This window comes from Nocardia albiluteola (assembly GCF_018860155.1).
In the GTDB taxonomy this organism is placed as follows: domain Bacteria; phylum Actinomycetota; class Actinomycetes; order Mycobacteriales; family Mycobacteriaceae; genus Nocardia; species Nocardia albiluteola.
Genome location: NZ_JAHKNI010000014.1, coordinates 159,506 through 182,711, shown reverse-complemented (window position 1 = coordinate 182,711; position 23,206 = coordinate 159,506). Strand labels below are relative to the sequence as shown.

The window sequence follows — 23,206 nt, the reverse complement described above, 5'->3', positions numbered from 1 at the left end:
TGGTGCATAACTTGCTGCCAACTTAGAGTGCTGGCATGCCGATCGTTCCCGAAGACAAAGACTGGACCTGGGTGCTCGACAAGGCCTGCCCGGATTGCGGATTCGACGGCCCGGGCACCGATTACGACTCGGTGCCCGGGCTGACCCGCAAGGCGGCGGTGCGGTTCGCCGCGGTCCTCGAGCGCCCCGGCGTGGCCGTGCGCCCCGACGATTCCACCTGGGCGCCAGTGGAATACGTCGCCCACGTACGCGACGTCTGCCGAATCTTCGCGCACCGCCTCGGCGTCGCCCTGCACGGCAGTGCCGAACCGCCCGCCATCGCCGCCTTCGCGGCGAAGGTCGGATTCGCCGACGGCCTGCCGGTCTTCGAGAACTGGGATCAGGACCGCACCGCCGAGGCGGACAACTACCTCGCGCAGGCGCCCGCAATGGTCGCCGCCCAGCTCACCGAGGCCGCCGAAACCGTTTCCCGCGCCTTCGAATCCGTCCCTGCGGCCGACCGCACCCGCGCCGCCCGCCGCAGCAACGGCTCACTGTTCACCGTGGACGAGATGGCCACCTACTTCGTCCACGATCTGATCCACCACCTCCACGACGTCCGCGCCTGAGGGGGTCGTAGGCTCGTCGCCGTGCGAGCATTGGAGCAGATTCGGGATTGGCCGGTGGGGCATGCCGCTGCGGGGGTGGTGACCGCAACCGGTGACAGGGCGATCGAGGGGGATGTCGACCGCGAATTCGCGTTGGCCTCGGTGACCAAACCGCTTGTGGCGTACGCGGTTCTGGTCGCTGTGGAGGAGGGGGCGATCGAGCTGGACCAGCCCGCGGGACCGCCCGGCTCGACCGTGCGGCACCTACTGGCGCACACCTCCGGACTGGCCTTCGACACCACCGTGATCATGGCCGAGCCCGGCACGCGCCGCATCTATTCCAGCGCCGGATTCGAGGTGCTGGCGCGGTTCGTGGCCGATCAGACCGGGATCGAGTTCGAGAATTATCTGCACGAGGCGGTATTCGAGCCACTCGGAATGAAATCCTCGGCGCTGCACGGTTCCGCGGGGCACGCGGCGTCGTCCACGGTCGCCGACCTCATGCTTTTTGCGGGTGAGTTGCTGGAACCGGCATTGGTTACTCCGCAAACCCTGGCCGATGCCACCGCCGTGCAATTCCCGGGTACCAACGGCGTGCTGCCCGGATATGGTTCCCAGCGGCCGAACGACTGGGGACTGGGATTCGAGATCCGCGACACCAAGACGCCGCACTGGACCGGTGCGGCGAACTCGCCGCGAACCTACGGGCACTTCGGTCAGTCGGGCACGTTCCTGTGGGTGGATCCCGTGCTGGGGGCGGCGTGCGTGGCGCTGAGCGACGAGAATTTCGGTGATTGGGCGCGCGCGGCATGGCCACCGCTCAGCGACGCGGTGATCGGGGAAATCGCAGCACATCGCGACGCGGCCGAAAAGTAACACCCGTAACACCGGGCACTCCAGTACACTCGGGCAACGCCGGCTCGACCGATCGTCGGGGAAGACGTTCCAGGTCGAGGTCGGAGGTGTGCTGGTGCGCGGATCCATGCAATTCGCGGACGCGACGTCGGGGGTGGTGTACATCCACGCGTCGCCGGCCGCGCTGTGCCCGCACATCGAATGGACCCTCTCCTCGACGCTGAAAGCACCGGCACAATTGCGTTGGACCGCCCAGCCCGCCGCCTCGGGACAGCTGCGCGCGATCACCGATTGGGTCGGCCCGGTGGGCACCGGATCGAAGTTAGCCAACGCGTTGCGGTCCTGGCCGGTATTACGCTTCGAGATCACCGAGGATCCCAGCGAGGGCGTCGACGGTGAACGATATTGTTTCGTCCCCGGGCTGGGTCTGTGGTGCGGTGCGATGAGTGCGAACGGCGATGTGATGGTCGGCGAGATGCGGCTGCGGGAAATCGTGCGCTCCGCGCGCGAGCGCGGCCGCCATACATCCACCGAGATCGCCGCCGAGATCGATCGCGTCCTCGGTACCGCCTGGGACGACGACCTCGAACCCTTCCGCACCGGCGGCGAGGGTGCGGAGGTGACCTGGCTGCGCCGCGACGTCGGCTGAGCGGCTCAGCCCTCCGGCGGTGCGTCCCATCCGCGCAGCAGCCGCAGCTCCTCCTCCTGGGCCGCGAGCCGGACCGTCACCGCGTGTTCGACCTCGATGAGGTCGTGGCGCATCTCGATCTGCTCGTACTGCATTCGGATGTAGTCGTTCTGGATTCGGACGTAGTCCTCGCGCAGCAGCGTCATATCGGTGTACGCGGTATCGAGTTCGGTTCTCGTGGAATGCAATTCGGCGACCAGGGCGCTGCGCTGGGCGTCCGCGGCGGCCAAGTCGGCCCGCAGGGCGGCCTGCCGGGAGCGAGCCACATCCAGCTCGTCCAGCGCCGCCCTCAGCTGACTTCGCAAGTCGTCCACGAATGTCCCCCCTCGATGCAGTTGTATGCCAAGCGCGAGACGCGACAATGAGACTCGCAGGTTGAGGGAAGACTACGCTGTGACGGTGTTGCACACGGCCACTGGACTATTCCCATCGCCGGATCGGCGGGAAGGTGCCCTGTGGCAGACGCGGTAGAACCTTCGCCCTACAGCGGAATGTTCTTGGTGTGCGAGGCCCGGGCCGGCGCCGCCGCCAGGGCCGCGGCGAGGATGGAGCGGGTTTTGGCCGGATCGATGATGTCGTCGACCACTCCGATCGACATCGCGCGGCTCAGCCCGCCCGCGATCTGCTCGTGCTCGACGGTCAGGCGCTCGATCAGCGCCTCGCGCTCTTCCTCGGGCGCGGCCGCGATCGCCTTCTTGTGCAGGATGCCCACCGCGGCCTTGGCGCCCATCACGGCGACCTCGCTGCCGGGCCACGCGTAGACCGCCGTCGCGCCGAGGGCGCGGGCGTTCATTGCGATGTAGGCGCCGCCGTAGATCTTCCGGGTCACCAGGGTGACGCGCGGGACGCGGGCCTCGGCGAACGCGTGCAGCAGCTTGGCGCCGCGGCGCACCACGCCCTCCCACTCCATGCCGACGCCGGGCAGATAGCCGGGCACGTCGGTGACGACCACCAGCGGAATGCCGAACGAATTGCACAGCCGCACGAAACGCGCTGCCTTCTCGGCACTTTCGGAGGTGAGGCAGCCGCCCATGCGCAGCGGATTGTTGGCCAGCACGCCGACCGTGCGCCCGGCCAGCCGGCCCAGGCCGGTGACGATGCTGCGCGCGTAGCCACCCTGGAACTCCTCGAACGAGGACTCCCCGTCGACGTTGTCCAGGAGTTCGTGCACGAGGGGCTTGACGTCGTAGGCGCGCCGGGCGGATTCGGGCAGCAGGGCCCGCAGGTCGACATCGCCGTGCTCGGCGGCGACCATATCGAATTCGCCCTGCTCGGCGAACATCGAGACCAGGCGCCGCCCGCGATGCAGCGCGTCGGACTCGTCGTCGGCGACGATGTGGCAGACGCCGGACTTCTTGTAGTGCGTGTCGGGACCGCCGAGCGTGGCCATGTCGACGTTCTCGCCGGTCACGCTGCGCACCACGTCCGGTCCGGTCACGAAGACCCGGCCCTCGGGCGCCATGATGACCACGTCGGTCAGCGCGGGACCGTAGGCGGCGCCGCCGGCGGCGAAGCCGAGCACCACGGAAATCTGCGGAACCAGGCCGGACGCGCGGACCATGGCCTCGAAGACCAGGCCGACCGCGTGCAGGGCCTCCACACCCTCGGCGAGGCGGGCGCCACCGGAATGCCAGATGCCCACGACCGGGATCCCGGAGTCGATGGCGGTGTCGATCGCGTCGACGATGTGCTTGCAGCCCTCGACGCCCATGGCCCCGCCCATGACGGTGGCGTCGGAGCAGTAGGCGACGGTCCGCACGCCGTCGACCTCGCCGAGGGCGGCCAGCACGCCGGACTTGTCGCGGGGGTGGAGCGGCAGGACGGTGCCGGGGTCGAAGAATCGCTGCAGACGGCCCAGCGGATCTCGGGGATCGGTCGCGGTATCCGCCGAAGCGGGGGCCAGAATGGTCATCGCGTTCTCCTGAAAGTCGAAATCCCGGTGGGGCTTTCGCAACGGCGTTCACCGTTGACGAAGCGCCCCACCGGGATTGCGGTTGTGACCGGTGTACCCCGGGGGATGGCTAGCTGGCGGAGCCTGCGGAGCCGGCGGGGTGGGTGAACTCAGTACCGGCCGAACGTGAGCGCAACGTTGTGCCCACCGAAGCCGAACGAGTTGTTGATCGCGTACTTGATGTCCTGGCGGCGAGCCTCGCCGTGCACGACATCGAGATCGATCTCCGGATCCTGGTTGTCCAGGTTCAGCGTGGGCGGCACGATGCCGTCGCGAATGCTGAGCACGGTGAGCACCGACTCGAGCGCGCCGACGGCGCCGATCGAGTGGCCCAGGGCGGACTTGGGCGCGTAGACCGAGGCATGGTTGCCGACGGCCAGATTGATCGCGTTCGCCTCGGCGGTATCGCCGATGGGCGTCGCGGTCGCGTGCGCGTTGACGTGGGTGATGTCATTCTTGGTCAGACCTGCGGTCTGCATCGCCCTGGTCATCGCGCGTGCCGCGCCCTGCCCGTCCGGGGCGGGAGCGACCAGATGGAAACCGTCGGAGGTGATCCCGGCGCCCAGCAGGCGGGCGTGGATCGTAGCTCCGCGCGCCTTGGCGTGCTCCTCGGTCTCGACGACCATGAGCGCGCCCGCCTCGCCGAAGACGAAGCCGTCGCGATCCTTGTCGAAGGGCCGCGAGGCCGACTTCGGACTGTCGTTACGGGTGCTCATCGCGCGCATCATGGAGAATGCCGCGATCGGCACGGCGTCGATATAACCCTCGACGCCACCGGTGACGACCATATCGGCGTCGCCCATGACGATCATCCGCCACGCATTCGCGATGGCCTCCGACCCCGATGAGCACGCCGAGACCGGGGTGACCACTCCCGCCCTGGCTTTCAGTTCCAGCCCGACGACGGCGGACGGCCCGTTCGGCATGACCATCTGCACCGCCAGCGGCGAAATCTTGCGATAGCCACCGTTCTTCAGCTTGTCGACCGAGTCGATCAGCGCGTCGCCGCCACCGAGTCCGGTGCCGATCGCCACGCCGAGCCGCTCCGGGTCGACCTCTGGAGTTCCGGCGTTCTTCCACACCTCGCGACCGAGGACGGTCGCGAGCTGCTCGACATACGCCATGCGACGGCATTCGACCCGGGACAGCAGGGTCTCGGGCCGAACCTTCAGGTGGCCGCCGATGCGGACCGGAAGGTCGTATTCCTCGACGAAGGAATCCTCGAGAGTGTCGATGCCGCTCTCGCCGTTGAGGAGTCCCTTCCACGTCGCATCGACGTCACCCGCGATCGACGTGGTCGCCGCCAGGCTTGTTACGACGACGTTGGGAAAGTTCCCGTTCAGAGTGGAAGGAGTGGTCACGGTATCGGTCCTACTCGGCGTCCGACGCGAACTTGGCCTTCATCGCCTCGGCGGCCTCGGAGTTCTCGGCCTCGAGCTTCTGGATGTACGCCACGGCGTCACCGACGGTCTTCAGGCTGGCCAGATCCTCGTCCGGGATCTTGACGCCGTACTTGTCCTCGGTCTGCACGGCGATCTCGACCATCGACAGCGAGTCGATGTCCAGGTCATCGACGAAGGACTTCTCGATCGTCACCTCGGAGGGCTCGATACCGGTCACCTCTTCGATGATCTTGCCGAGCTCTTCGACGATCTGTTCCTGGGTCAGAGCGGCCACTGCGTGGCTCCCTTCTTCATCTCTCATAGGGGGTTGCACTATTTCTTCGGTGCCGAGCAGGAGATTGTTTCTACCAGCCCGGTTGCGATTGCGTCACTGCAAACCGCAAGGAAAAGCTAGCCGGTTGCTGAAATGTCGGCCAAATCGACCAACTTGATCAGCTGGGCGATGTCCTCGGGGGCCTTCATTGCCAAATTCGGGGTGCCCTTGAGCTCCCGCTTGGCAATGCCGACCAGGGTACCCGCCGGTGGCAATTCGACCACCGCGGAAACCCCTGCCGCGCGAACGGTTTCGGTGCACAGATCCCACCGGACGGGCCGGGTCACCTGTGCCGCGAGCTTATCGATGGCATCCCTGCCGGAGGAGACCGGCTGCCCGTCGAAGTTCGACAGGAGTACCCGAGTCGGGTTGCCGGGCGTTATCTGGGAGATGGCCTCGGTCACGGCGTCCTGAGCGGGAGCCATGAACGACGTGTGGAACGCCCCGGCGACCGCCAGTGCGCGCACCCGCGCGCCCTCCGGCGGGGTCGCCGCGAGCTCGGCCAGCGCGTCGAGCCGGCCGGCGGCCACGATCTGACCGACCGCGTTGCGGTTGGCCGGAATGAGGTCGAGCTCGGCGAGGCGGGCGAGCACGGTGGCTTCGTCGCCGCCGAGCACCGCGGACATGCCGGACGGCTCGAGCGCGCACGCCTTGGCCATCTCCGAGCCGCGGATCGCGGCCAGGCGCACCGCGTCATCGGGGGAGATGACGCCGGCGATGGCGGCGGCGGCGAGCTCGCCGACCGAATGTCCGGCGACGATGGTATCGGCCGGGAGCGCATGCTGCGGCACTTCGGTGAAGGCCAGCAGCGCCGCGGCGACCACCAGCGGCTGCGTGACAGCCGTATCGGTGATTTCCTCCGCGGTGGCCGTGGTGCCCAAACGCAGCAGATCCATGCCCGACGCGATGGACCACAGTTCGAGACGGTCACGCGCGCCGGGAAGGTCGAGCCAAGGCGCGAGCATGCCGGGTTTCTGGGAGCCCTGTCCTGGGGCGAACAACGCGATCACTCCCTAAGACAACACCGTCCCGGGCCTCTGTGGAGATGTCGACGCGAATGATGTTTCTGGATCTGTTTTGTGTGGACCCCACAAAACAGCTAGTGGACCACCGAGATCGAACGGCGCCCGTCCGGCGTTACACCCGATCTTCGTGAGGAGTGCCGGAAGGGGCTTCTGAGGCTGAAGTTGGCGATTCGTTACGAGTTCGTGTCAGACGACCTATGGTCGCGGCGATCCGGAGCACGTACGCGTCGCGCGGATTCATCGGATCCCGGCCCGTAACCTCCGCGATTCGCTTGAGGCGATAGCGGACCGTATTTGGATGAACGAACAGCTGCCGGGCGCAAGTCTCGACAGCTCCACCACAGTCCAGATAGGCGTCGAGGGTGTCCGACAGGGCCGACCCGGCGGCGGCCAACGGTAGCACAAGATACTCGTTCAGAGCCTCGACCGCAGCCCGATCGCCGAGCAATGCTCGCTCGGGCAGCAATTCCGATGCGTGCACCGGTCGCGGCGCCGCGCGCCAGCCCACCACGGCCTCCATTCCCGCCATCGCCTCCACCGCGCTGACGTGCGCCGCGGACAGGGTGCGGGTGGTCGGGCCGATCACCACCGGGCCGTCGGAGAAGGCCTCGGCCAGCAGATCGATGAGGAAGGGGGAGGGATAGGAGGGATCACCCAGATTGCCGCTGACCACCATGACCAGCCGCGAGCCCTGCACCACGGCCAGGGCCGCGCGACCGTGCCGGGCGGCGGTGGTGTGCACCGAACCGACCACGGCCACCTGATCCCGCGGGGGCGTACCGACCAGCACCGTCGCCGGGGCGGTGGCATCCCAGTTCAGCGTCGCCGCACGCGAGAGCATCTCCGGGCCGGTGTCGCCGCGCACTACCGCGTCCACCACCAGGGCCTCGAGGCGGGTGTCCCAGGCGCCGCGGGATTCGGCGGCGCTGGCGTACACCGAGGCCGCCGCGAAACCCAGCTCCCGCCCGTACCGCAGCACCGCCTCGGTCAGGGCCACCAGCTGGCGGTCGTTGCGTGCGAGCGCGGGCAGCCACTGCTCGAAGAACTCCATGGCCACCCGGACCATGTCGACGGTCTGGCGCAGCGTCAGGCGCCGGGCCAGATCCTGCGGGATCACCTGGAACGCGTCCAGGCTGAACCGGATGTCGCTCTCGGGATCCTGCAGCCACTCCAGGAAGTTGACCACCGCGGTCTGCACCAGCATCTGCACCCCGGCGCGCTGGGCGGCATCCAGGCTGCCGAAGAACGGCAGCCGGTCCTCCATCGACGCCACGGCCTCGGTGGAGAGCCGGCCGGAGAACTGCTTCACCCGCTTGAGCAGTGTGTCCGGCAGCGGGTCGCGGGTCTGCCGGTTGGGGGAGAGCGCGCCGGTCGGCAGGTACACCTCGTGCGAGGTGCTGGTGCCGGAGTCGGAGATCCGGCGCGGTCTCGGCGGTTTACGATCCACGGCTCCATATTCCCCCGTGCGCGCCCGGCTCATGCACGGCCCCGGGGTTTCCCCGGTCCGTGTCGCGGCCGGAATCGCCCGGCGATCGGGCGAAACGGGGCCCCGTGCCGGAGGAATCTCCGTGCACGGGGCCCCGTGTCGGTTACTCGGACGGCCTACTCGTCGGTGACGGTGGCCTGCTCGGCGGCGTTGACGTCGTCGATGCGGTACTTCGCCGCGGCCTCGACCGCCTTGGACGCATCGATCGCCCCGGTGCGGCCCAGGGCGGCCAGCGCAGCGACCGTGATCGAGTGGGCGTCGACGTTGAACACCCGCCGTGCGGCCGGACGGGTATCGGAGAAGCCGAAGCCGTCGGTGCCGAGGGTGGTGTAATCACCCGGTACCCACTTGCGGATCTGGTCCTGAACCGCGCGCATCCAGTCCGAGGCGGCCACGACCGGGCCCTGGGCCTGCGACAGCGCCTGGGTCACATACGGGACACCCGGATCGGCGCCCGGATGGTGCAGCGCCGCAATCTCCTTGGCCAGGGCCTCGCGGCGCAGCTCGCTCCAGGAGGTCACCGACCAGACATCGGCCTGCACACCCCAGTCCGCGGCCAGCAGCTCCTGTGCGCGCAGACCGTCGGGCACCGTGACGCCCGAGACGAGGATCTGCGCGCGGACCGCTCCCGCACCGCCACGCTTGTACAGGTACAGACCCTTGAGCAGACCCTCGATATCGATGTCGTCCGGCTCCGCGGGCTGCGGGTAGGGCTCGTTGTACAGGGTGATGTAGTAGCTGACGTTCTCGCCGCCGAACTCGTCGTGCTGTCGCTGCAGATGCGTGCCCGGCAGCACCGTCGTCTCCGGTGCGGGCTGCCCGCCGCCGTACATGCGGCGCAGGCCGTCGCGCACGATGTGGGCGATCTCGAACGCGAACGCCGGATCGTAGGCCACTATCGCCGGATTCGTGGAGGCCAGCAGCAGCGAATGACCGTCGTTGTGCTGCAGGCCCTCACCGGTCAGCGTGGTGCGCCCGGCGGTGGCACCGAGGATGAAACCGCGCGCCAGCTGATCGGCCGCGGCCCACAGGCCGTCGCCGGTGCGCTGGAAGCCGAACATCGAATAGAAGATGTACAGCGGGATCATCGGCTCGCCGTGGGTGGCGTACGAGGTGCCCGCCGCGGTGTACGACGCGGTCGAACCGGCCTCGTTGATGCCCTCGTGCAAAATCTGACCGATCGAGCTCTCCTTGTAGGCGAGCATCAGTTCCGCGTCGACCGAGGTGTACAGCTGCCCGTTGCGGTTGTAGATCTTCAGCGAGGGGAACCACGAATCCATGCCGAACGTGCGGGCCTCGTCGGGAATGATCGGCACGATCCGCTTGCCGATCTCCTTGTCCCGCAACAACTCCTTCATCAGGCGCACGAACGCCATCGTGGTGGCGACGTTCTGCTTGCCCGAGCCCTTGCGCACCCCGCGATAGGGTTCGTCGCCGGGTAGTTGCAGCGGCTTGGCCGCGGTGCGCCGCTCGGGCAGGAAGCCGCCCAGGGCCTGGCGCCGCCCCAGCATGTACTGGATCTCCGGGGAGTCCATGCCGGGGTGGTAGTACGGCGGCAGGTAGGGGTTCGCCTCGAGTTCGGCATCGGTGATCGGGATGCGCTGGAGGTCGCGGAAGGCCTTGAGGTCGTCCAGCGTCATCTTCTTCATCTGATGCGTGGCGTTGCGCGCCTCGAAGTGCTTGCCCAGGCCGTAGCCCTTGATGGTCTTGGCCAGGATCACCGTCGGCTGGCCCTTGTGCGCCAGCGCCGCCGCGTACGCCGCGTAGATCTTGCGGTAGTCGTGGCCGCCGCGCTTGAGGTTCCAGATCTCGTCGTCGGTCAGGCCATTCACCAATTCCTTGGTGCGCGGGTCACGGCCGAAGAAGTGCTCGCGGACGTAGGCACCGTCGTTGGCCTTGTAGGTCTGGTAGTCGCCGTCGGGGGTGGAGTTCATCAGGTTCACCAGCGCGCCGTCGCGGTCCGCGCCCAGCAGCGCGTCCCACTCGCGGCCCCAGACGACCTTGATGACGTTCCAGCCGGCACCGCGGAAGAACGACTCCAGCTCCTGGATGATCTTGCCGTTGCCGCGCACCGGTCCGTCCAGGCGCTGCAGGTTGCAGTTGATCACGAAGGTGAGATTGTCCAGGCCCTCGTTGGCGGCGACCTGGATCAGGCCGCGCGATTCGGGCTCGTCCATCTCGCCGTCGCCCAGGAACGCCCACACGTGCTGATCGGAGGTGTCCTTGATGCCGCGATCCTGCAGGTAGTGGTTGAACCGGGCCTGGTAGATGGCGTTCATCGGGCCCAGACCCATGGACACCGTGGGGAATTCCCAGAAGTCCGGCATCAGGCGTGGGTGCGGATACGAGGACAGGCCGCGGCCAGGGCCACCGTGGCTGTACTCCTGCCGGAAGCCGTCGAGCTGATCGGTGCTCAGGCGGCCCTCGAGGAACGCGCGCGCATACATACCGGGGGAGGCGTGGCCCTGCATGTAGACCTGGTCACCGCCGCCGGGATGATTCTTGCCACGGAAGAAGTGGTTGAAGCCGACCTCGTACAGCGCCGAGGACGACGCGTAGGTCGAAATATGGCCGCCCACACCGATACCCGGGCGCTGCGCGCGATGCACCATGATCGCGGCGTTCCAGCGGATCCAGGCGCGGTAGCGGCGCTCGACCTCCTCGTCGCCGGGGAACCACGGCTCGTTCTCGGTGGGGATCGTGTTGACGTAGTCGGTCGAGGTCAGCGCGGGAATCGCGACATGACGCTCACCGGCGCGCTCGAGTAGCCGCAGCACCAGGTAGCGCGCGCGGCCCGGGCCCTCCCGGTCGAGCATCTCATCGAAGGATTCGAGCCATTCGCTGGTCTCGTCCGGGTCGATATCGGGTAGGTACGATGCCACCCCCTCGCGGATCACGCGCACGCGCGCGGCGGGGGCCGCGGCGGGGCCGTCGGCACTCGACTGCGATGCGGAATTCGACGACGACATCGGGTGCAGCAGGTCTGTCAAAATCAATGCTCCTCGTACAGGGGTGGACAAGCTGATGGCTCTGAACCCTGGGTAGCCGTGCCGATGGGCGCGGCTACCCGACGCGAACGGGTGGGGCGCATCTCACATCCTTGTCGATGATGCGTCCCAGGTCATCATGTCAGTCACAAATCCAGTACCGTGCACGAGGCAACAGATGGAACCGAAACGTGCCATCGGACACAATGAATCGGACATAGTCGAGGTCGAGAAGCGGGGAAGACGACGATGAAGCTGCTGAACCCACACGGGTTCGGAATGGTGTGCGCGATCGTGGCGGTCGGCACGGGACTGGTCGTAGCCGGCTGTTCCAGCTCCATCCACGGTACCGCTACCGTGAACCAGGCCGATGCCGCCGCGTACCGCACGGAGATGTCCTCCTCCTCCGCGGCGGCCACCTCCTCGCGGAAGGCGGCCGCGGAGGCGAAGGCCGTGAGCGACAACTGCACTCCGTTCCGCGGGACGACCAGCGTCGCGGTCACCAAGTACAACGAGTTCGTCGACGCGCACGACGCGAACGCGCCGGATCAGGACGCCAAGCGCGATCTGGCCGTGCAGACCCTGACCGACGCCGCCAACGCGGTGCAGGGCCGGGTGAACAGCGCCGGCAGCGACCTGCCGCCGGATCTGGCGCACAAGTTCGGCGACTACATCACCGCGGCGCGCGCCCTGGCGGACGAATCGCGGAAGATGAATTACACCGCGCCGGTCGGGCCGCTCAACGACGCCAGCAAACGGGTAAACGACGCGCTCAACGCCGCGCGGCTGGCCTGTCCGTCGCACTAGTTCTCGAGTGCGACTGGGACATTTCGTGGAGAATTTGGCCCGATCGGCTTGCGTTGTGGCGCTGGACCATGTTCGCTTGCAACTACCTATTGTCTGGAGTTGAGGAGGACACCACCGTGGTCGCCGCGGCGGACGCGCAAAACTACGCTCAGAAGCTTGGCATCTCGCACGACATGGTGGTTCAGGAGCTGGGTTGGGATGATGACACGGACGATGCCCTGCGGGCCGAGGTCGAGGAGGCCATCGGGTCCGAGCTGCTCGACGAGGACACCGACGAGGTGGTCGACGTCGTGCTGCTGTGGTGGCGGGACGGCGACGGCGACCTGGTCGATGAGCTGCTGAACGTCATTACCCCGCTCGCCGACGACGGTGTGGTCTGGGTGCTCACACCCAAGACCGGGCAGTCGGGGCATGTCGACCCCAGCGAGATCACAGAGTCCGCGACGCCGGCGGGGTTGACCTCGACGACGCCGGTCAGCTTGGGGACCTGGACCGGAACCAAACTGACGCAGCCCAAAACTCCGTCCAAACAGCGCTGAGCGATCATGGTTTCGCCGCAGCGCCCGCTGCCGGCGAAACCGTCGCCGCCGGATCGCGGTGGGACCGATGGCCACACGGACCATCGCCTCCCGGCGACCGCGGCGGAGTATGCATCAGATTCAGCGGAGGTCGGTGTGCGGCGCGAACCTGTCGCGCCGCACACCGACACGGACAGGAGGTTCGCGCATGCCGCTCGAAGTGGGTACGGTCGCACCGGATTTCACGCTCAAGGATCAGAACAACCAGGAAGTGCGCCTGTCCGACTACCGCGGGCACAAGAACGTCCTGGTCGTGTTCTACCCGCTCGCCTTCACCGGCATCTGCCAGGGCGAGCTGTGCAAGGTACGTGACGAGCTGCCCAAGTTCCAGAACGACAACGCCGAGATCCTCGCGGTCTCGGTCGGCCCGCCCCCCACCCACAAGATCTGGGCCTCCGAACAGGGCTACACCTTCCCGCTCCTGTCCGACTTCTGGCCCCACGGCGCCATCGCCCAAACCTACGGCGTCTTCAACGACAAAACCGGCTTCGCCAACCGCGGAACCTTCGTCGTGGACAAGGACGGAATCATCCGTTTCGCCGAGATGAACGGCCCCGGCGAACCCCGTGACCAGGCGGCTTGGGAGAAAGCGCTCGCTGCGTTAGATTCTTAGACCGCGCCTCGTGACGAGGCCGCACCACCCGCTCCGCCTCCCGGCGGGGCCCCGGGCGTATAGCTCAGCGGTAGAGCTCTGGTTTTACACACCAGCGGTCGGGGGTTCGAACCCCTCTGCGCCCACTTTGTTCATGCAGGTCAGATGGCCTGTAGGTTGCCCCACGATCGAATGCGTGGGGCATTCATGGGGCACACGGTTCAACCGAGGATGCTCCGGACGTTCTCCCACTGGCTGTCTGCGAGGCTCGCGTAGCGCTGTGTCGTCCGGATCGAGGCATGTCCGAGGAGCTTCTGAACCTGCTGCAGCGGGACACCGGCGCGGACGAGGCGGCCCGCGTAGGTGTGGCGCAGATCGTGGGGGCGAACCTTGCCCAGCCGCCGCCGGTCTTCGCCTTCGCCGACCCATGCGACCCGAAGTGCGGCCTGGAACCGTTTCGCGAAGTTGTCCTGATCGAATGGCCGTCCGTCGGTATGGGCCAGCAGTAGTCCGCTCCGGACAGATCGGCCGGCCACGTACCGAACCGGCGCAGGTTCGCCGAGACCGTTGCGTTTGATCACTGCCGCGAGGGCGGCGGTCAACGTCTCGCCGATGGGTATGCTTCGCCGCTCGGTGTCTTTCGGCGCCTTCAACCGCCGGGCCTCTTTGTCCCAGGCCCACTCGACGCTGATCACCTTGCGCTTCAGGTCGATATGTTCCTTGTGGAGGCCCTGCGCCTCACCCATTCGCATACCTGTGCCGACGAGTACGTCGACCACCAACTGATCGAAGGTGTCGAGGGGGTCGCGCAGCGCGGCGAACTCCTCGTCCTCGAGGTGCCGTTCCGGGCTGGGGCCGGGCTTCGGCAGCTTGATGTCGACGCAGGGGTTCTCGTGGATCAGATTGGCCTTCCGTGCCGCCTTCATCGAACCGCTGAGCAGTCGATAGCACTTATCCACGGTCGTGGGCGCCATCGGCAAACTGGCAACCCACTCCTGCACGTCGGGCTGGGTGATGTCGGTGAGAAGCACTGAGCCCCAGCGGGGTACCAGATGCTTGTTGATGCGTCGTGTGTCGATCGAGAGGGTTCCTTCTTCGACAGTGCGCTGTTTCGTCCATCGTGGTAGCCACTCGCCCCACGTCATAACAGGCGTGGGGCGGGCCGGGTTCTCGCGCTCCGAGTCTTCCCTGGCGGTGGCTTTGCGCCGGGCAATCTCCTTTGTGGTGAAGATGCCGGCACTCCGCTTGCGGCCGTCCGCATCGCGGTACACCGCTCGATACCGGCCGCTCGGCAGCTTCTCTGCCCACCCCATGTCTCGACTCCTCTGCGGTTGTCGGCGCTCGATCGGCGTCGGTGGCGGTTCGAGATAGGCGAAGACGGCCACTGCCGAGAGCGTGCCCGACGAACTCGGGGCACGTGCACATCGTATGCGCCGACAATGAGCACTCAGCGAGCTTGCGCGGACAAACACGGTGACCGGTCGTCCGGCTTCCGGGAAGTTGGATACCGTTGACGGTATGAACGAGGAGCTTCGTCGGTGGGCCGAAGGCGTCGCTCATGACCAGCTGCGGCGCCTGCCGAAACGCTGGAAGCACGTACAAGGCGTCGCCGAACAAGCCGCCGCGGCGGCGGGATTCGTCGACGACGGGGACATGCTTGTAGCCGCGGCCTGGCTCCACGATGTCGGCTACGCACCCGACTTGGTGAAGACTGGCTTCCATCCGGTCGACGGCGCGACCTTCCTGCGCGATATAGGTGTGGTCGAACGGCTTTGCGCGCTCGTTGCGAACCACTCGTGCGCACATGTAGAGGCCCGCCATCGTGAAATCCCCTTGGAATGGACGGACGAGCGGACGCCATTGCGTGATGCCCTGTGGTGGGCTGACATGACGACGACTGCGACAGGGGAGCGCACAGATCTGGAGTCGCGGATCGTGGACGTCGAACGCCGATACGGCCGGGACCATGTTGTGACGCAGTCTGTTCGAGAAGCAGAGCCGGAGTTGGCCGAAGCTATCCGCCGGACGGAATCACTGGTTGTCTTCAGGTGAAGTAGGGCTCACCGTCGTTTGACAAGCCGCGCCGGATCCGCAGCCAGACCGATGGATGTATATCCAACTCGTTCAGGTCGTCGGGCGCGACCCATTTGACTTCTTTCGACTCTGCACTGGTCCGCAGTTCGCCGCCGCGCGGATCTGCGAGGAAGCAGATCGAGAACTCTTGCCGAACCTCCCCGTCGTCGTACGCGATGACGTGATCGGGATTGGAGAAGACACCGACCAGCTTCGTCACCTCGACATCGATCCCCGTTTCCTCCTTGACTTCGCGGACGACGGCGTCGGCTACAGATTCGCCGATTTCCAAGCCACCGCCCGGAATTGAATACTTGCCGTTGTCGGTTCGGTGGATCATCAGGATGCGCCCGAGCGAGTCTCGGACCACCGCGCTCACCGCCACCTTGATGCTGTTGGCGTCGGGTGCTTTCGGATCGTTGTAGTAGTCGGTCCGGCCCATGTCGCCAAGTTTAGAGTTCGTGCGGCGTCGATTCGCTCCATACGTGTTCGAAGCTGGTCATATAGGTCTCGAAGAGGTCCCCGGATGGGAGCTGGCGGAGATGCATAGCGGGTGCGTGCGCGCCGGGGAGTCCGTAGGCGTGCATATTCACAACCATCTGGTTGTCGAACCGGAAAATCGAGTTGTAGAGCGTCGTCTTATGGAGCCGCAGCTCGACGCCGTCCAGCTCTGTGATCGGGCGGATCAAGGCCAGGGCATTGCTGATCCGTGCAGATACCGTTCCCTCGGCCAGGCGTTCCTCGCTTGCGCGTTTTCCGGCCTCGTCAGCGTTCGGGTTCCCGAACAGCAGGCGAATCTTGACGCCGTCCTGGGTCTTCCGCTGGATCGTCTTCTTCAACGCGGGATCCTCGGCGAAGAACAGGCCGGCCAGCACCAGGATGTCGATTTGTTCTGTCGTGTCGGTAAGCAACTTTGTCCAGAGGTCGCCCGGGATGACGTTCCGGTGTGGATACACCTTGATCACCTCTGAGTCCGCAATCTCGATCTTCCGATCCATCGAGACCGCGTCGGGCCACAAATACGACTCGCTCTCGCGAACCAGCGTCGCGATCTTGTGGCGGTGGCGCGGGTAGGGGATTCGGTCCTGGGTGACCCAACGCTCGACGGTCTTCGCGTTGACCTCGAGAGCTTCAGCGGCGCTTTCCGGCGTCAGGTCACAACGCATCAGAGCTTCGCGGAGTCGATCGTTTGGCATCTGGGCTCCTCCGGGGACGTCTAGGGACATCTTACTTGTTCGGAAGACGTCTGCGCAAGAGCTGATATCGGGTGATGTAGTCCCCTAAGTTGGCGCGAATCTTGCTGTGTCCCAATCAGTTCCGATATGGAGAGACACAGGAGGGTACATGCGTAGGAACGGAAGTCCCGGCGCTACGGATCAGCTCCCGAGCGACCTCATCACGCTCCGCGCAGCAGCCCAGTTGGCTGGTGGCGTTCATCCCAAGACCATTCGCCGCTGGATCGACCGCGAGCTGCTGGAGGGCTATCGGCAGGGGCCGCGGCTGCTGTTCGTGAGCCGCAGTGAGCTGCAGGCGCTGGCGCGTCCGCTCGGTGCCGATGCACGCGGGGTGGCGTGATGGATAGCTGGGATATCCGGAGCCGTCTCGAGCGGCTGGTGTTCACGCAACTGCGTGATGAGCATGGCGATGCTGCGATCACACGAGAGCCGTTGATCTCGCAGTTCACGGGTCACAACTTCGGTGACCATGACGTGCCGGTCGATTACCTGCAGGCGGTGGAGGTCGCGGAGAACTTCATCGACATCGCTCGTGGATTGGTGACCGAGTACGTCAATAAGGCTCGCGGGCACGGCTGTTCATGGGTGGAGATCGCCGCCACGTTGAAGATCGACCCGGACGAGGTCGATGACTCGGCCATCGAAGCGTTCGAACGCGTTGCGCTTCTGAACGGGTACAGCTGGCGTGCGGACGCCTACACGCGATGGACGTGCACCTCGTGCGGGCAGCGGGTGAATGACCGGGGTCCATGGAATGGGCATCCGGCCGACAACGAGTCCGGTCACGCCGAGGACTGCGAACGGCATCAGCGCGAGATTCGTGCCTACATGCTCGACGCCACCGACGTCGAGGACTACGAGCCCGGGGACAACGACACGACCGACTACGGCCGGGGTGGTGGTTGGGAATGAGGCTCGCGACGGAGATTCTGGCTATCCCGCTGATTCTGGCGATTCTGCTGTTCCTGTGGTCGCCGAGCACCGCGCTGGCCGTGGTGTTCCTGATGGTGCTGTGGGCCGCGTGGCGGCGTCGTCCGCGAGGGGGTGCGCGGCGATGAACCACGAACCTGACCGCTACGAGCTGGTGTACAACCCGGTGACCGAGCAGCCGCTAGGGATTACCGACCTGTGGCAGCCGGGCGCGACTTCGATTGTCGGGGCCGCATTCCGGGCCGATCAGCGGCCGGAGGAGGGGCTGGTCTATCAGCCAGTCTTCGCGCCGATGCCGGTCCAGATGCCGGTTCACGGGCGGCGGGTGATCCGGTCGAGGACGCCAGGCGAGATCCGGGCGCGGCTGTACCTGTGGGCCGCGGCGGGGATATTCGCTGCTGGGCTGGCGATGGGCTGCATGTTGTTCGGCGGCCGTGAGGCGCCGGCGCCGGTGGTGATGGTGTGCACTCCGGCCTCGTCGTACCCGTTCACCCCGGCCGCGAACGCCGCGGCACCTGCGCAGTGTGCCACGCAGTCGCCGGGGGTGGCCCGATGACGCGGCGAATCGACCGGACCGTGGTCGTGATCGACGAGGTTTGCGCGGTCGTGGCTTGGCCGGATCTCGACGAGATCGTTGCCAGGTCGCGCGCCGAGATCGGGCGGTCGTTCGCGGCTACCGACGGCGGGTTGGGGCAGATGTCGGGGGTGGCTGGTGAGTGAGGGCATCCCGACCTACAGGTGGCGTATGGCGCCGCCGCACCTGCGGACTCGTCGCCAGCTGGCCGAGGAGGGTTTGCGCCCGAACGGGCAGGACATCGCGGGCAAGGTGCCGTTTCGGCGGCACGGCCGCGAGCAGGTTGCGTACCTGTACGACATCGACAAGAGCGCGCCCAAACGGCCCCCGACCGAGGCCCAGCTGACCGCGCTGGCGAAAGCGACTCGGGAACACCAGTTTCGGGCCGCTGAGCGGCACGGCTTCGACCGCAGCGAGTTCGAGCAGACCACGGGCAGCGATGGCGAGCAGGTCGTCGAGCCGGATTCGGCATGGGGCTCATCTACCAGCGCGCTGGCGGGCTACGCGAGCACGGGCAATGCCCTGGCCGATGCGATGACCCGCAGCGCCGAACGCGAAGGGATGGAGCGATGACCATTCAGTTTTCCGCCCGCGACATGGTGGTGCTGACGATCCTGGCCGAGATGTACGGCGCGCCACTGGATTTGGTGGCATCCATGCTGGGCGTGAGCCGGTCGCGGGCCTATCGGATCGTGGCGCGGTGGCAGAAAGCGCACATGATCAGCGCCAACCGTGTGCGGCCAGTACCTGGCGCGATGTGGGTGTATCCGACGAGGTCGGCGTGTGAGGCGCTGCTCGACAGGTCGGTGCGGTATTGGGTGCCGACGCCGAAGATGGCCGCGCACACCAGGGCTGTGCTGGAGCTGCGGCTCAAACTCACCGGACTGGATCTGGACCGTTGGATTCCCGAACGGTTGTTGCACGCCGAGATCGGCGTGACCCCGGCCGGACAGTCTCGCCCGCACGTTCACGACGGCCGGTATTTCACCAGTGAGGGTGATTTGCGGGCGGTGGAGGTGGAGCTGACCGCGAAGAACGCTGCGGCGGCGCGGTCGGCGGTGGTGCAAGCGTTGGCGGTCGCCAAGCAGGCCGGGTGTGCCCGGTTGACGTACTACTGCCGCGGGGAGGCGGTGAAGAACGTGATCCGCGCTGCCTCAGCGGATTTGGGCGGCCCGGGCGAGCCGCAGATGCGTCTGCTGGACCTGGACGACACGTTGGCGCCGCAACAAGCCGAATCGTCTTCTCCTGCTTCGCGTCCCGGGCTCCGGGTGATCGCGGGCGGAGCCGCTGATCACGAAATCTCCCAGGACTCGAACACGAACGACGACGATGGAAAGGCGGTCGGATCATGACCTGCATCGATTTGGTTACCCCAGCCGACTGCGCATCGGACGGATCCGCGACCGTCCCACCAGCGATGCCGACACCGGCAGCGACGGGGGCGGTGGAGCAGCCGGGTATTCATGTTCATCCGACGATGCCGCCGATCGGTCTCAAGCACGACCCGCTGGGGTGGTTGCCGGATTTCTCGAAATGGCATTGGGACAGCGTCGGGCACGACGCGCTGTTGGGTGCGGTGTGCCTGGTCGCGGTCCTGATCGGCGTGCTGGCGATCCTGGCCCCGGCCACGCTGCTGGGCTGGAAACCGGTCCGGCTACGGAACTGGATGTTCGCGTCGCTGCTGGTGATGCCGGGCACCGCCGCGCTGTGGGCGTGGGACGTTTTCGCCCCGGTCCACGACTTCACCCGGGCCGCGCACGAGTTCCTGGCAGGCCAGTTCGTGGGCGGAATGGCCGGTATGGCCTCGCTGCTGATCCCGGCCGCGTGGATGGTCGCGACCCTGGTACACGCCCATTTCCGGACCCGGCTGGCCACGGTCGGGCTGCAGAACACCGCGCGCACCGAGCGGGCACTGTGGGCGCAGACGCAGCGTGAGCAGCGCGCCGCGGCACGCCTGTCGCGCCGGCGCCTGCCCGGCACCACGGGCGGGTTGAACCCACAGTTGGTGATCGGGCGGTTGTCGAGCGAGACCGATCAGGCCCCGCCAAAGAGCATGCTGCGCTCGCTGTGGGGTGGCACCGAGACCCGTCTGATCCTGCCGTGGATCAACGTGGCCGAGCACATGACCTCGGTCGCGTCGTCCGGGTCGGGCAAGACGACGTTGATGCTGCGGGTGTTGTGGTCGTGGTTCATCACCACGTGGATGAGGCATCGGCAGTGGTGGCGGCGGGATCGACCCGGCCGACCGCTTGTGATCGTGGTCGACTGCAACGGCGGACCGGAGTCCCGCAAGGTCGCCGCGCGGGTGCGGAAATGGTTTACGGCGTTGGGTGTTCGGCCCGAACGGATCGGGACCTTCCCGCAGGATGTGTCGCTTGCGATGTGGCCCGGCGCGGATTTCGACACGAAGGCGCCGAAGGTGCAGCAGGGGATCGTGGATGATCTGCGCTCGATCCTGTCGGCGATGATCTCCGGCGGCAGCACGCCGACCACGGACACCGAACGGTATTTCCACGAGATCCGCGAGAACCTGATCCACCTGATCGTCGACGTTCCGGCGCGGGTGGAGCGGATCGGCGGGGTCCCGACACCGATAGGGCACAACCCGCCCCGCAGCTGGCTGGAGTTCCTGTCCCGATTCGATTTCGGGAAACTGTGCAAGCTGTGGGGCGGTGACGCCGGAGTCACTCCGTGGACCGGTGTGGTGGGCGTGGACATGGAGATCGCATCCACGATCGACGGCAAGCAGCCGGTGATGAACTCCGCGCGTTCGGAATTCGCGAACCTGTACCGGTCACTCGGCACGGCGTTCGACGGCGACAAGCAGCTGACCGACTTCGACGTCCTGTACATCGTGCTGGAGGGCGTGAAGACCCCCGACCGGGCCCGCGCCCAGTTCGGCGCCCTGGGAACGATGTTCGAGCAGCTCGCCGACAAGCAGCACGGCCGCACCTCCCTGATGGTCGTCGACGAATTCAGTGCCGTGTCCGATGGCAAGACCCGCGCGGTGAAGTGGGTCGAGCGGCTGCGCAAGGCCGGGATCGGGTCGTGGTGGATCGCGCAGTCCTGGCAGGGCCTGGGCCACGACGACGACAACCGCACCGCCCTGGTCGCCGCGGCGTCGGGTGGCAGCCTGCTGGGCCGTTCCACCGACCCGGAAGTGATCAGCAAGATCTACGGCACCCGCCCCAAGTTCGAGCTGTCCCGCAAGCTGATCGGCGGCACCGCCCACGGCGACGAGGGCAACGTGCAGGCCAGCGACCAATTCCTCGTCCCGCCGAACCGGCTGCGCGCCATGGCCAAAGGCGACGTCGTCCAGGTCGCCGGCGGACGCGCCCGCTGGGGCCGAGTGTCCCCGCTCGACGACGCCGAACTGACCCGGATCCGGCCACTGCCGGGCCTGGGCGACTTCATCGGACCCGCCGAATCCGGCGACGGCGACGGCTTGGCGCCGGTGATCGAACTGCCCCACCGTCCCGCCTGAAACCACCTGTACGACAAGGAGTTACCGATCATGTCTACACCGAACCCGATCGATCCCGAGGACCGCGGCGAGGAGCTGGGCGCCCGCAACGCCGCCGAGCAGGCCCGCGAACAGCAGATCCTGGACGCGCTGAGCGCGGACATGGCCGGATCCGCCGCCGCGCAGCTGGCTACCCAGCTGGTACCCGTCGTGCCCGACGGTGGGACGGTGGGTCGCACCGTGGCCCCGCATGTCTCCCGGATCACGAAAACCCGTGACAGCCTGCGGATCTGGGGTCCGGCCGTCGCGGCGACCGGCGCGGGAGCCACGGCGGTAGCGGTGCTGCCGCTGCCGGGCCCGCTGGCCCTGTACGTGCTCGCGCTGGCGGCTTTCGCCTGGTGGCACTGCGCCGGACGCCCCGGACCCATCGACACCACCCGCATGCTCACCGGCTCCACCGCCGAGAACTACGGGCGGCTGCGTGAACGGGTGACTCGCCTGGCCGAGCGGCGCGGCGCCTACGAGGCTCGCCGTACGGCCTCTGGGGAGGTGGGGGAGTGATGGGCGGTTATGCGCGTACCTCCCGACATCGTCCGCCGGCGTCGACGCTGGCGTTCGGGTTCGACGATGATGTCCCGATCGAGCACGATCCGCTCGATCCGCATCCGGAGTATCCGACACCGCTGGAGCTGGTGGTGCGGTTGACCCGCTCGGAGCGAGAGGCCCGCGTCCGCGCGCTGATCGTATTGTCGCGGAACAAATTTCAGCGGGCAATCGAGGAACACACCTCCGGCAAGGAGATCGCCGGGATTTGCTCGCTGGTCTCGGGCGGGAACGACTCGTACACCGTCGCGAACCTGTTCCGGGACGTGACGACCCATCACGTGCACGCCAACACCGGCACCGGTATCGAGGCCACCCGCGAATTCGTGCGCACCACCGCTACTGCGTGGGGAGTGCCGTTGATCGAGCACTCCCCGGAGCCGGGCAAGGGTTACTTCGATCTGGTCCGTGGGACGGTGATGGCGCGCAGCCGCAAGACCGGGGAGCTGGTGCAGGCGTGGCCGGGAGGATTCCCGGGCCCGGCCGCGCACGCGGTCATGTATCAGCGGCTCAAGGAACGCGCCCTGGCGAGGGTGCCACACGACTTGGGCATCAGCGGATCCAAGACCCAGCGGGTGATATTCATCGCGGGTCGGCGCCGACCGGAGTCGAAGGTCAGATCGACGATCCCGTACGCGGACCCGCGCGGCACGGTGGTGTGGGTGTCGCCGTTGGCGGTGTGGCACAAAGCGGACCTGCGTGCGTATCGACTCCTGGTGCCGGATGTGCCACAAAACCCGGTCGCTCAGGTGCTCGGCATGTCCGGCGAGTGTGGCTGCCTGTCCAACGCCACTGCGGGGGAGCCCGACCGGTGGCGTGCCGCGTACCCGGACGACCCGTTCATCCAGCAGATCAACGAGGTCGAAGCCGAGATCGCCGACCGGACCGATATTCCGGATCACCGCAAGAAGTGGGGGTGGGGCGGGGCGGTCGATGACCCCGACACCGTCGAGGCGATGGCTCGGACCTCGCTGTGCTCAGTCAATTGCGGCATCGACCCGCTGTTCGACTCCATGGATCCACTATTCGACCTGAACGACGCCGCATAACCGATAT

27 protein-coding genes and 1 tRNA gene are annotated in these 23,206 nt (G+C 66.9%); 18 read left to right on the top strand and 10 right to left on the bottom strand.

All coding sequences use genetic code 11. The annotated features are described in order from the left end of the window. Positions 1 to 35 precede the first annotated feature (35 nt). The 3 genes from KO481_RS33615 to KO481_RS33605 all read left to right on the top strand — a co-directional run bounded on the left by KO481_RS33615 (position 36) and on the right by KO481_RS33605 (position 2,091). Positions 36 to 608, top strand: a complete 573-nt coding sequence (locus KO481_RS33615) for a DinB family protein (RefSeq protein WP_215922521.1) — start codon at positions 36 to 38, stop codon at positions 606 to 608. 21 nt (positions 609 to 629) lie between these two features. After that, a complete protein-coding gene (locus tag KO481_RS33610; RefSeq protein WP_215922520.1) occupies positions 630 to 1,463 on the top strand; it encodes a serine hydrolase domain-containing protein in 834 nt (277 codons plus the stop codon). Between the two features lie 94 nt (positions 1,464 to 1,557). Continuing rightward, positions 1,558 to 2,091 (top strand): DUF3145 domain-containing protein, encoded by a 534-nt coding sequence (locus KO481_RS33605; protein ID WP_215922519.1) that lies wholly within the window; start codon positions 1,558 to 1,560, stop codon positions 2,089 to 2,091. 5 nt (positions 2,092 to 2,096) lie between these two features. On the opposite strand, the gene KO481_RS33600 is transcribed toward KO481_RS33605, so the two are convergent. From KO481_RS33600 to aceE, 7 genes are all read right to left on the bottom strand, one after another. After that, the gene (locus KO481_RS33600) at positions 2,097 to 2,444 is read right to left on the bottom strand and encodes a hypothetical protein (protein ID WP_215922518.1); all 348 of its coding nucleotides are present in this window, start codon (positions 2,442 to 2,444) and stop codon (positions 2,097 to 2,099) included. 167 nt (positions 2,445 to 2,611) lie between these two features. Then, the gene (locus tag KO481_RS33595) at positions 2,612 to 4,042 is read right to left on the bottom strand and encodes an acyl-CoA carboxylase subunit beta (RefSeq protein ID WP_215922517.1); all 1,431 of its coding nucleotides are present in this window, start codon (positions 4,040 to 4,042) and stop codon (positions 2,612 to 2,614) included. 149 nt (positions 4,043 to 4,191) lie between these two features. Next, positions 4,192 to 5,442 (bottom strand): KasA/KasB family beta-ketoacyl-ACP synthase, encoded by a 1,251-nt coding sequence (locus KO481_RS33590; protein WP_215922516.1) that lies wholly within the window; start codon positions 5,440 to 5,442, stop codon positions 4,192 to 4,194. A 10-nt stretch (positions 5,443 to 5,452) separates the two neighbouring features. Then, complete coding sequence (acpM, locus tag KO481_RS33585; RefSeq protein WP_372452163.1) at positions 5,453 to 5,758, bottom strand: meromycolate extension acyl carrier protein AcpM; 306 nt, start codon at positions 5,756 to 5,758, stop codon at positions 5,453 to 5,455. A 116-nt stretch (positions 5,759 to 5,874) separates the two neighbouring features. Next, positions 5,875 to 6,807: an ACP S-malonyltransferase gene (locus KO481_RS33580; RefSeq protein ID WP_215922514.1), complete on the bottom strand. Its 933-nt coding sequence runs from the start codon at positions 6,805 to 6,807 to the stop codon at positions 5,875 to 5,877. Positions 6,808 to 6,934: 127 nt separating this feature from the next. Beyond that, positions 6,935 to 8,269, bottom strand: a complete 1,335-nt coding sequence (locus KO481_RS33575; RefSeq protein ID WP_308166865.1) for a PucR family transcriptional regulator — start codon at positions 8,267 to 8,269, stop codon at positions 6,935 to 6,937. Between the two features lie 155 nt (positions 8,270 to 8,424). After that, positions 8,425 to 11,277 carry a pyruvate dehydrogenase (acetyl-transferring), homodimeric type gene (gene aceE / locus KO481_RS33570; protein ID WP_372452165.1) on the bottom strand — a complete coding sequence of 951 codons (2,853 nt, stop codon included), beginning with the start codon at positions 11,275 to 11,277 and terminating at the stop codon, positions 8,425 to 8,427. Positions 11,278 to 11,544: 267 nt separating this feature from the next. On the opposite strand from aceE, the gene KO481_RS33565 reads away from it, so the two are divergent. The 4 genes from KO481_RS33565 to KO481_RS33550 all read left to right on the top strand — a co-directional run bounded on the left by KO481_RS33565 (position 11,545) and on the right by KO481_RS33550 (position 13,418). Beyond that, positions 11,545 to 12,102 carry an Rv2240c family protein gene (locus tag KO481_RS33565; protein ID WP_245401853.1) on the top strand — a complete coding sequence of 186 codons (558 nt, stop codon included), beginning with the start codon at positions 11,545 to 11,547 and terminating at the stop codon, positions 12,100 to 12,102. 116 nt (positions 12,103 to 12,218) lie between these two features. Continuing rightward, positions 12,219 to 12,641, top strand: a complete 423-nt coding sequence (locus KO481_RS33560) for a DUF3052 domain-containing protein (protein WP_215922512.1) — start codon at positions 12,219 to 12,221, stop codon at positions 12,639 to 12,641. A 187-nt stretch (positions 12,642 to 12,828) separates the two neighbouring features. Continuing rightward, positions 12,829 to 13,293: a peroxiredoxin gene (locus tag KO481_RS33555; RefSeq protein ID WP_215922511.1), complete on the top strand. Its 465-nt coding sequence runs from the start codon at positions 12,829 to 12,831 to the stop codon at positions 13,291 to 13,293. A 53-nt stretch (positions 13,294 to 13,346) separates the two neighbouring features. Then, positions 13,347 to 13,418 (top strand) — tRNA-Val (locus KO481_RS33550). Positions 13,419 to 13,493: 75 nt separating this feature from the next. Here KO481_RS33550 and KO481_RS33545 read toward each other — a convergent pair. Further along, positions 13,494 to 14,657: a tyrosine-type recombinase/integrase gene (locus KO481_RS33545; RefSeq protein WP_215922510.1), complete on the bottom strand. Its 1,164-nt coding sequence runs from the start codon at positions 14,655 to 14,657 to the stop codon at positions 13,494 to 13,496. 133 nt (positions 14,658 to 14,790) lie between these two features. Here KO481_RS33545 and KO481_RS33540 point away from each other — a divergent pair, with 133 nt between their 5' ends. Further along, complete coding sequence (locus KO481_RS33540) at positions 14,791 to 15,324, top strand: HD domain-containing protein (RefSeq protein WP_215922509.1); 534 nt, start codon at positions 14,791 to 14,793, stop codon at positions 15,322 to 15,324. Here KO481_RS33540 and KO481_RS33535 read toward each other — a convergent pair. After that, complete coding sequence (locus KO481_RS33535; protein WP_215922508.1) at positions 15,317 to 15,787, bottom strand: NUDIX hydrolase; 471 nt, start codon at positions 15,785 to 15,787, stop codon at positions 15,317 to 15,319. The two genes, KO481_RS33540 and KO481_RS33535, sit on opposite strands and share 8 nt — an antisense overlap. 10 nt (positions 15,788 to 15,797) lie before the next feature. Beyond that, complete coding sequence (locus KO481_RS33530; protein WP_215922507.1) at positions 15,798 to 16,541, bottom strand: DUF5919 domain-containing protein; 744 nt, start codon at positions 16,539 to 16,541, stop codon at positions 15,798 to 15,800. Positions 16,542 to 16,689: 148 nt separating this feature from the next. Between KO481_RS33530 and KO481_RS33525 the strand changes: the two genes are divergently transcribed. From KO481_RS33525 to KO481_RS33480, 10 genes are all read left to right on the top strand, one after another. Next, a complete protein-coding gene (locus KO481_RS33525; protein ID WP_215922506.1) occupies positions 16,690 to 16,920 on the top strand; it encodes a helix-turn-helix domain-containing protein in 231 nt (76 codons plus the stop codon). Continuing rightward, entirely contained in the window at positions 16,920 to 17,492 is a 573-nt protein-coding gene (locus KO481_RS33520) for a hypothetical protein (protein WP_215922505.1), read from the top strand. The genes KO481_RS33525 and KO481_RS33520 overlap by 1 nt, the downstream gene beginning before the upstream one ends. After that, entirely contained in the window at positions 17,489 to 17,638 is a 150-nt protein-coding gene (locus tag KO481_RS33515; protein WP_215922504.1) for a hypothetical protein, read from the top strand. Before KO481_RS33520 ends, KO481_RS33515 begins: the two co-directional genes overlap by 4 nt. Continuing rightward, positions 17,635 to 18,066 carry a hypothetical protein gene (locus tag KO481_RS33510; protein ID WP_215922503.1) on the top strand — a complete coding sequence of 144 codons (432 nt, stop codon included), beginning with the start codon at positions 17,635 to 17,637 and terminating at the stop codon, positions 18,064 to 18,066. The genes KO481_RS33515 and KO481_RS33510 overlap by 4 nt, the downstream gene beginning before the upstream one ends. Further along, positions 18,063 to 18,230, top strand: a complete 168-nt coding sequence (locus tag KO481_RS33505) for a hypothetical protein (RefSeq protein ID WP_215922502.1) — start codon at positions 18,063 to 18,065, stop codon at positions 18,228 to 18,230. The genes KO481_RS33510 and KO481_RS33505 overlap by 4 nt, the downstream gene beginning before the upstream one ends. Further along, on the top strand, positions 18,223 to 18,657 hold the full coding sequence (locus tag KO481_RS33500; protein WP_215922501.1) for an RRQRL motif-containing zinc-binding protein: 435 nt from the start codon (positions 18,223 to 18,225) through the stop codon (positions 18,655 to 18,657). The genes KO481_RS33505 and KO481_RS33500 overlap by 8 nt, the downstream gene beginning before the upstream one ends. Further along, complete coding sequence (locus tag KO481_RS33495; RefSeq protein ID WP_215922500.1) at positions 18,654 to 19,436, top strand: hypothetical protein; 783 nt, start codon at positions 18,654 to 18,656, stop codon at positions 19,434 to 19,436. The genes KO481_RS33500 and KO481_RS33495 overlap by 4 nt, the downstream gene beginning before the upstream one ends. A 65-nt stretch (positions 19,437 to 19,501) precedes the next feature. After that, complete coding sequence (locus KO481_RS33490; RefSeq protein WP_215922499.1) at positions 19,502 to 21,568, top strand: type IV secretory system conjugative DNA transfer family protein; 2,067 nt, start codon at positions 19,502 to 19,504, stop codon at positions 21,566 to 21,568. A 30-nt stretch (positions 21,569 to 21,598) separates the two neighbouring features. Next, positions 21,599 to 22,108, top strand: a complete 510-nt coding sequence (locus tag KO481_RS33485) for a hypothetical protein (protein WP_215922498.1) — start codon at positions 21,599 to 21,601, stop codon at positions 22,106 to 22,108. Then, on the top strand, positions 22,108 to 23,199 hold the full coding sequence (locus tag KO481_RS33480) for a phosphoadenosine phosphosulfate reductase domain-containing protein (protein WP_215922497.1): 1,092 nt from the start codon (positions 22,108 to 22,110) through the stop codon (positions 23,197 to 23,199). Before KO481_RS33485 ends, KO481_RS33480 begins: the two co-directional genes overlap by 1 nt. The last annotated feature ends 7 nt before the right edge of the window (positions 23,200 to 23,206 follow it).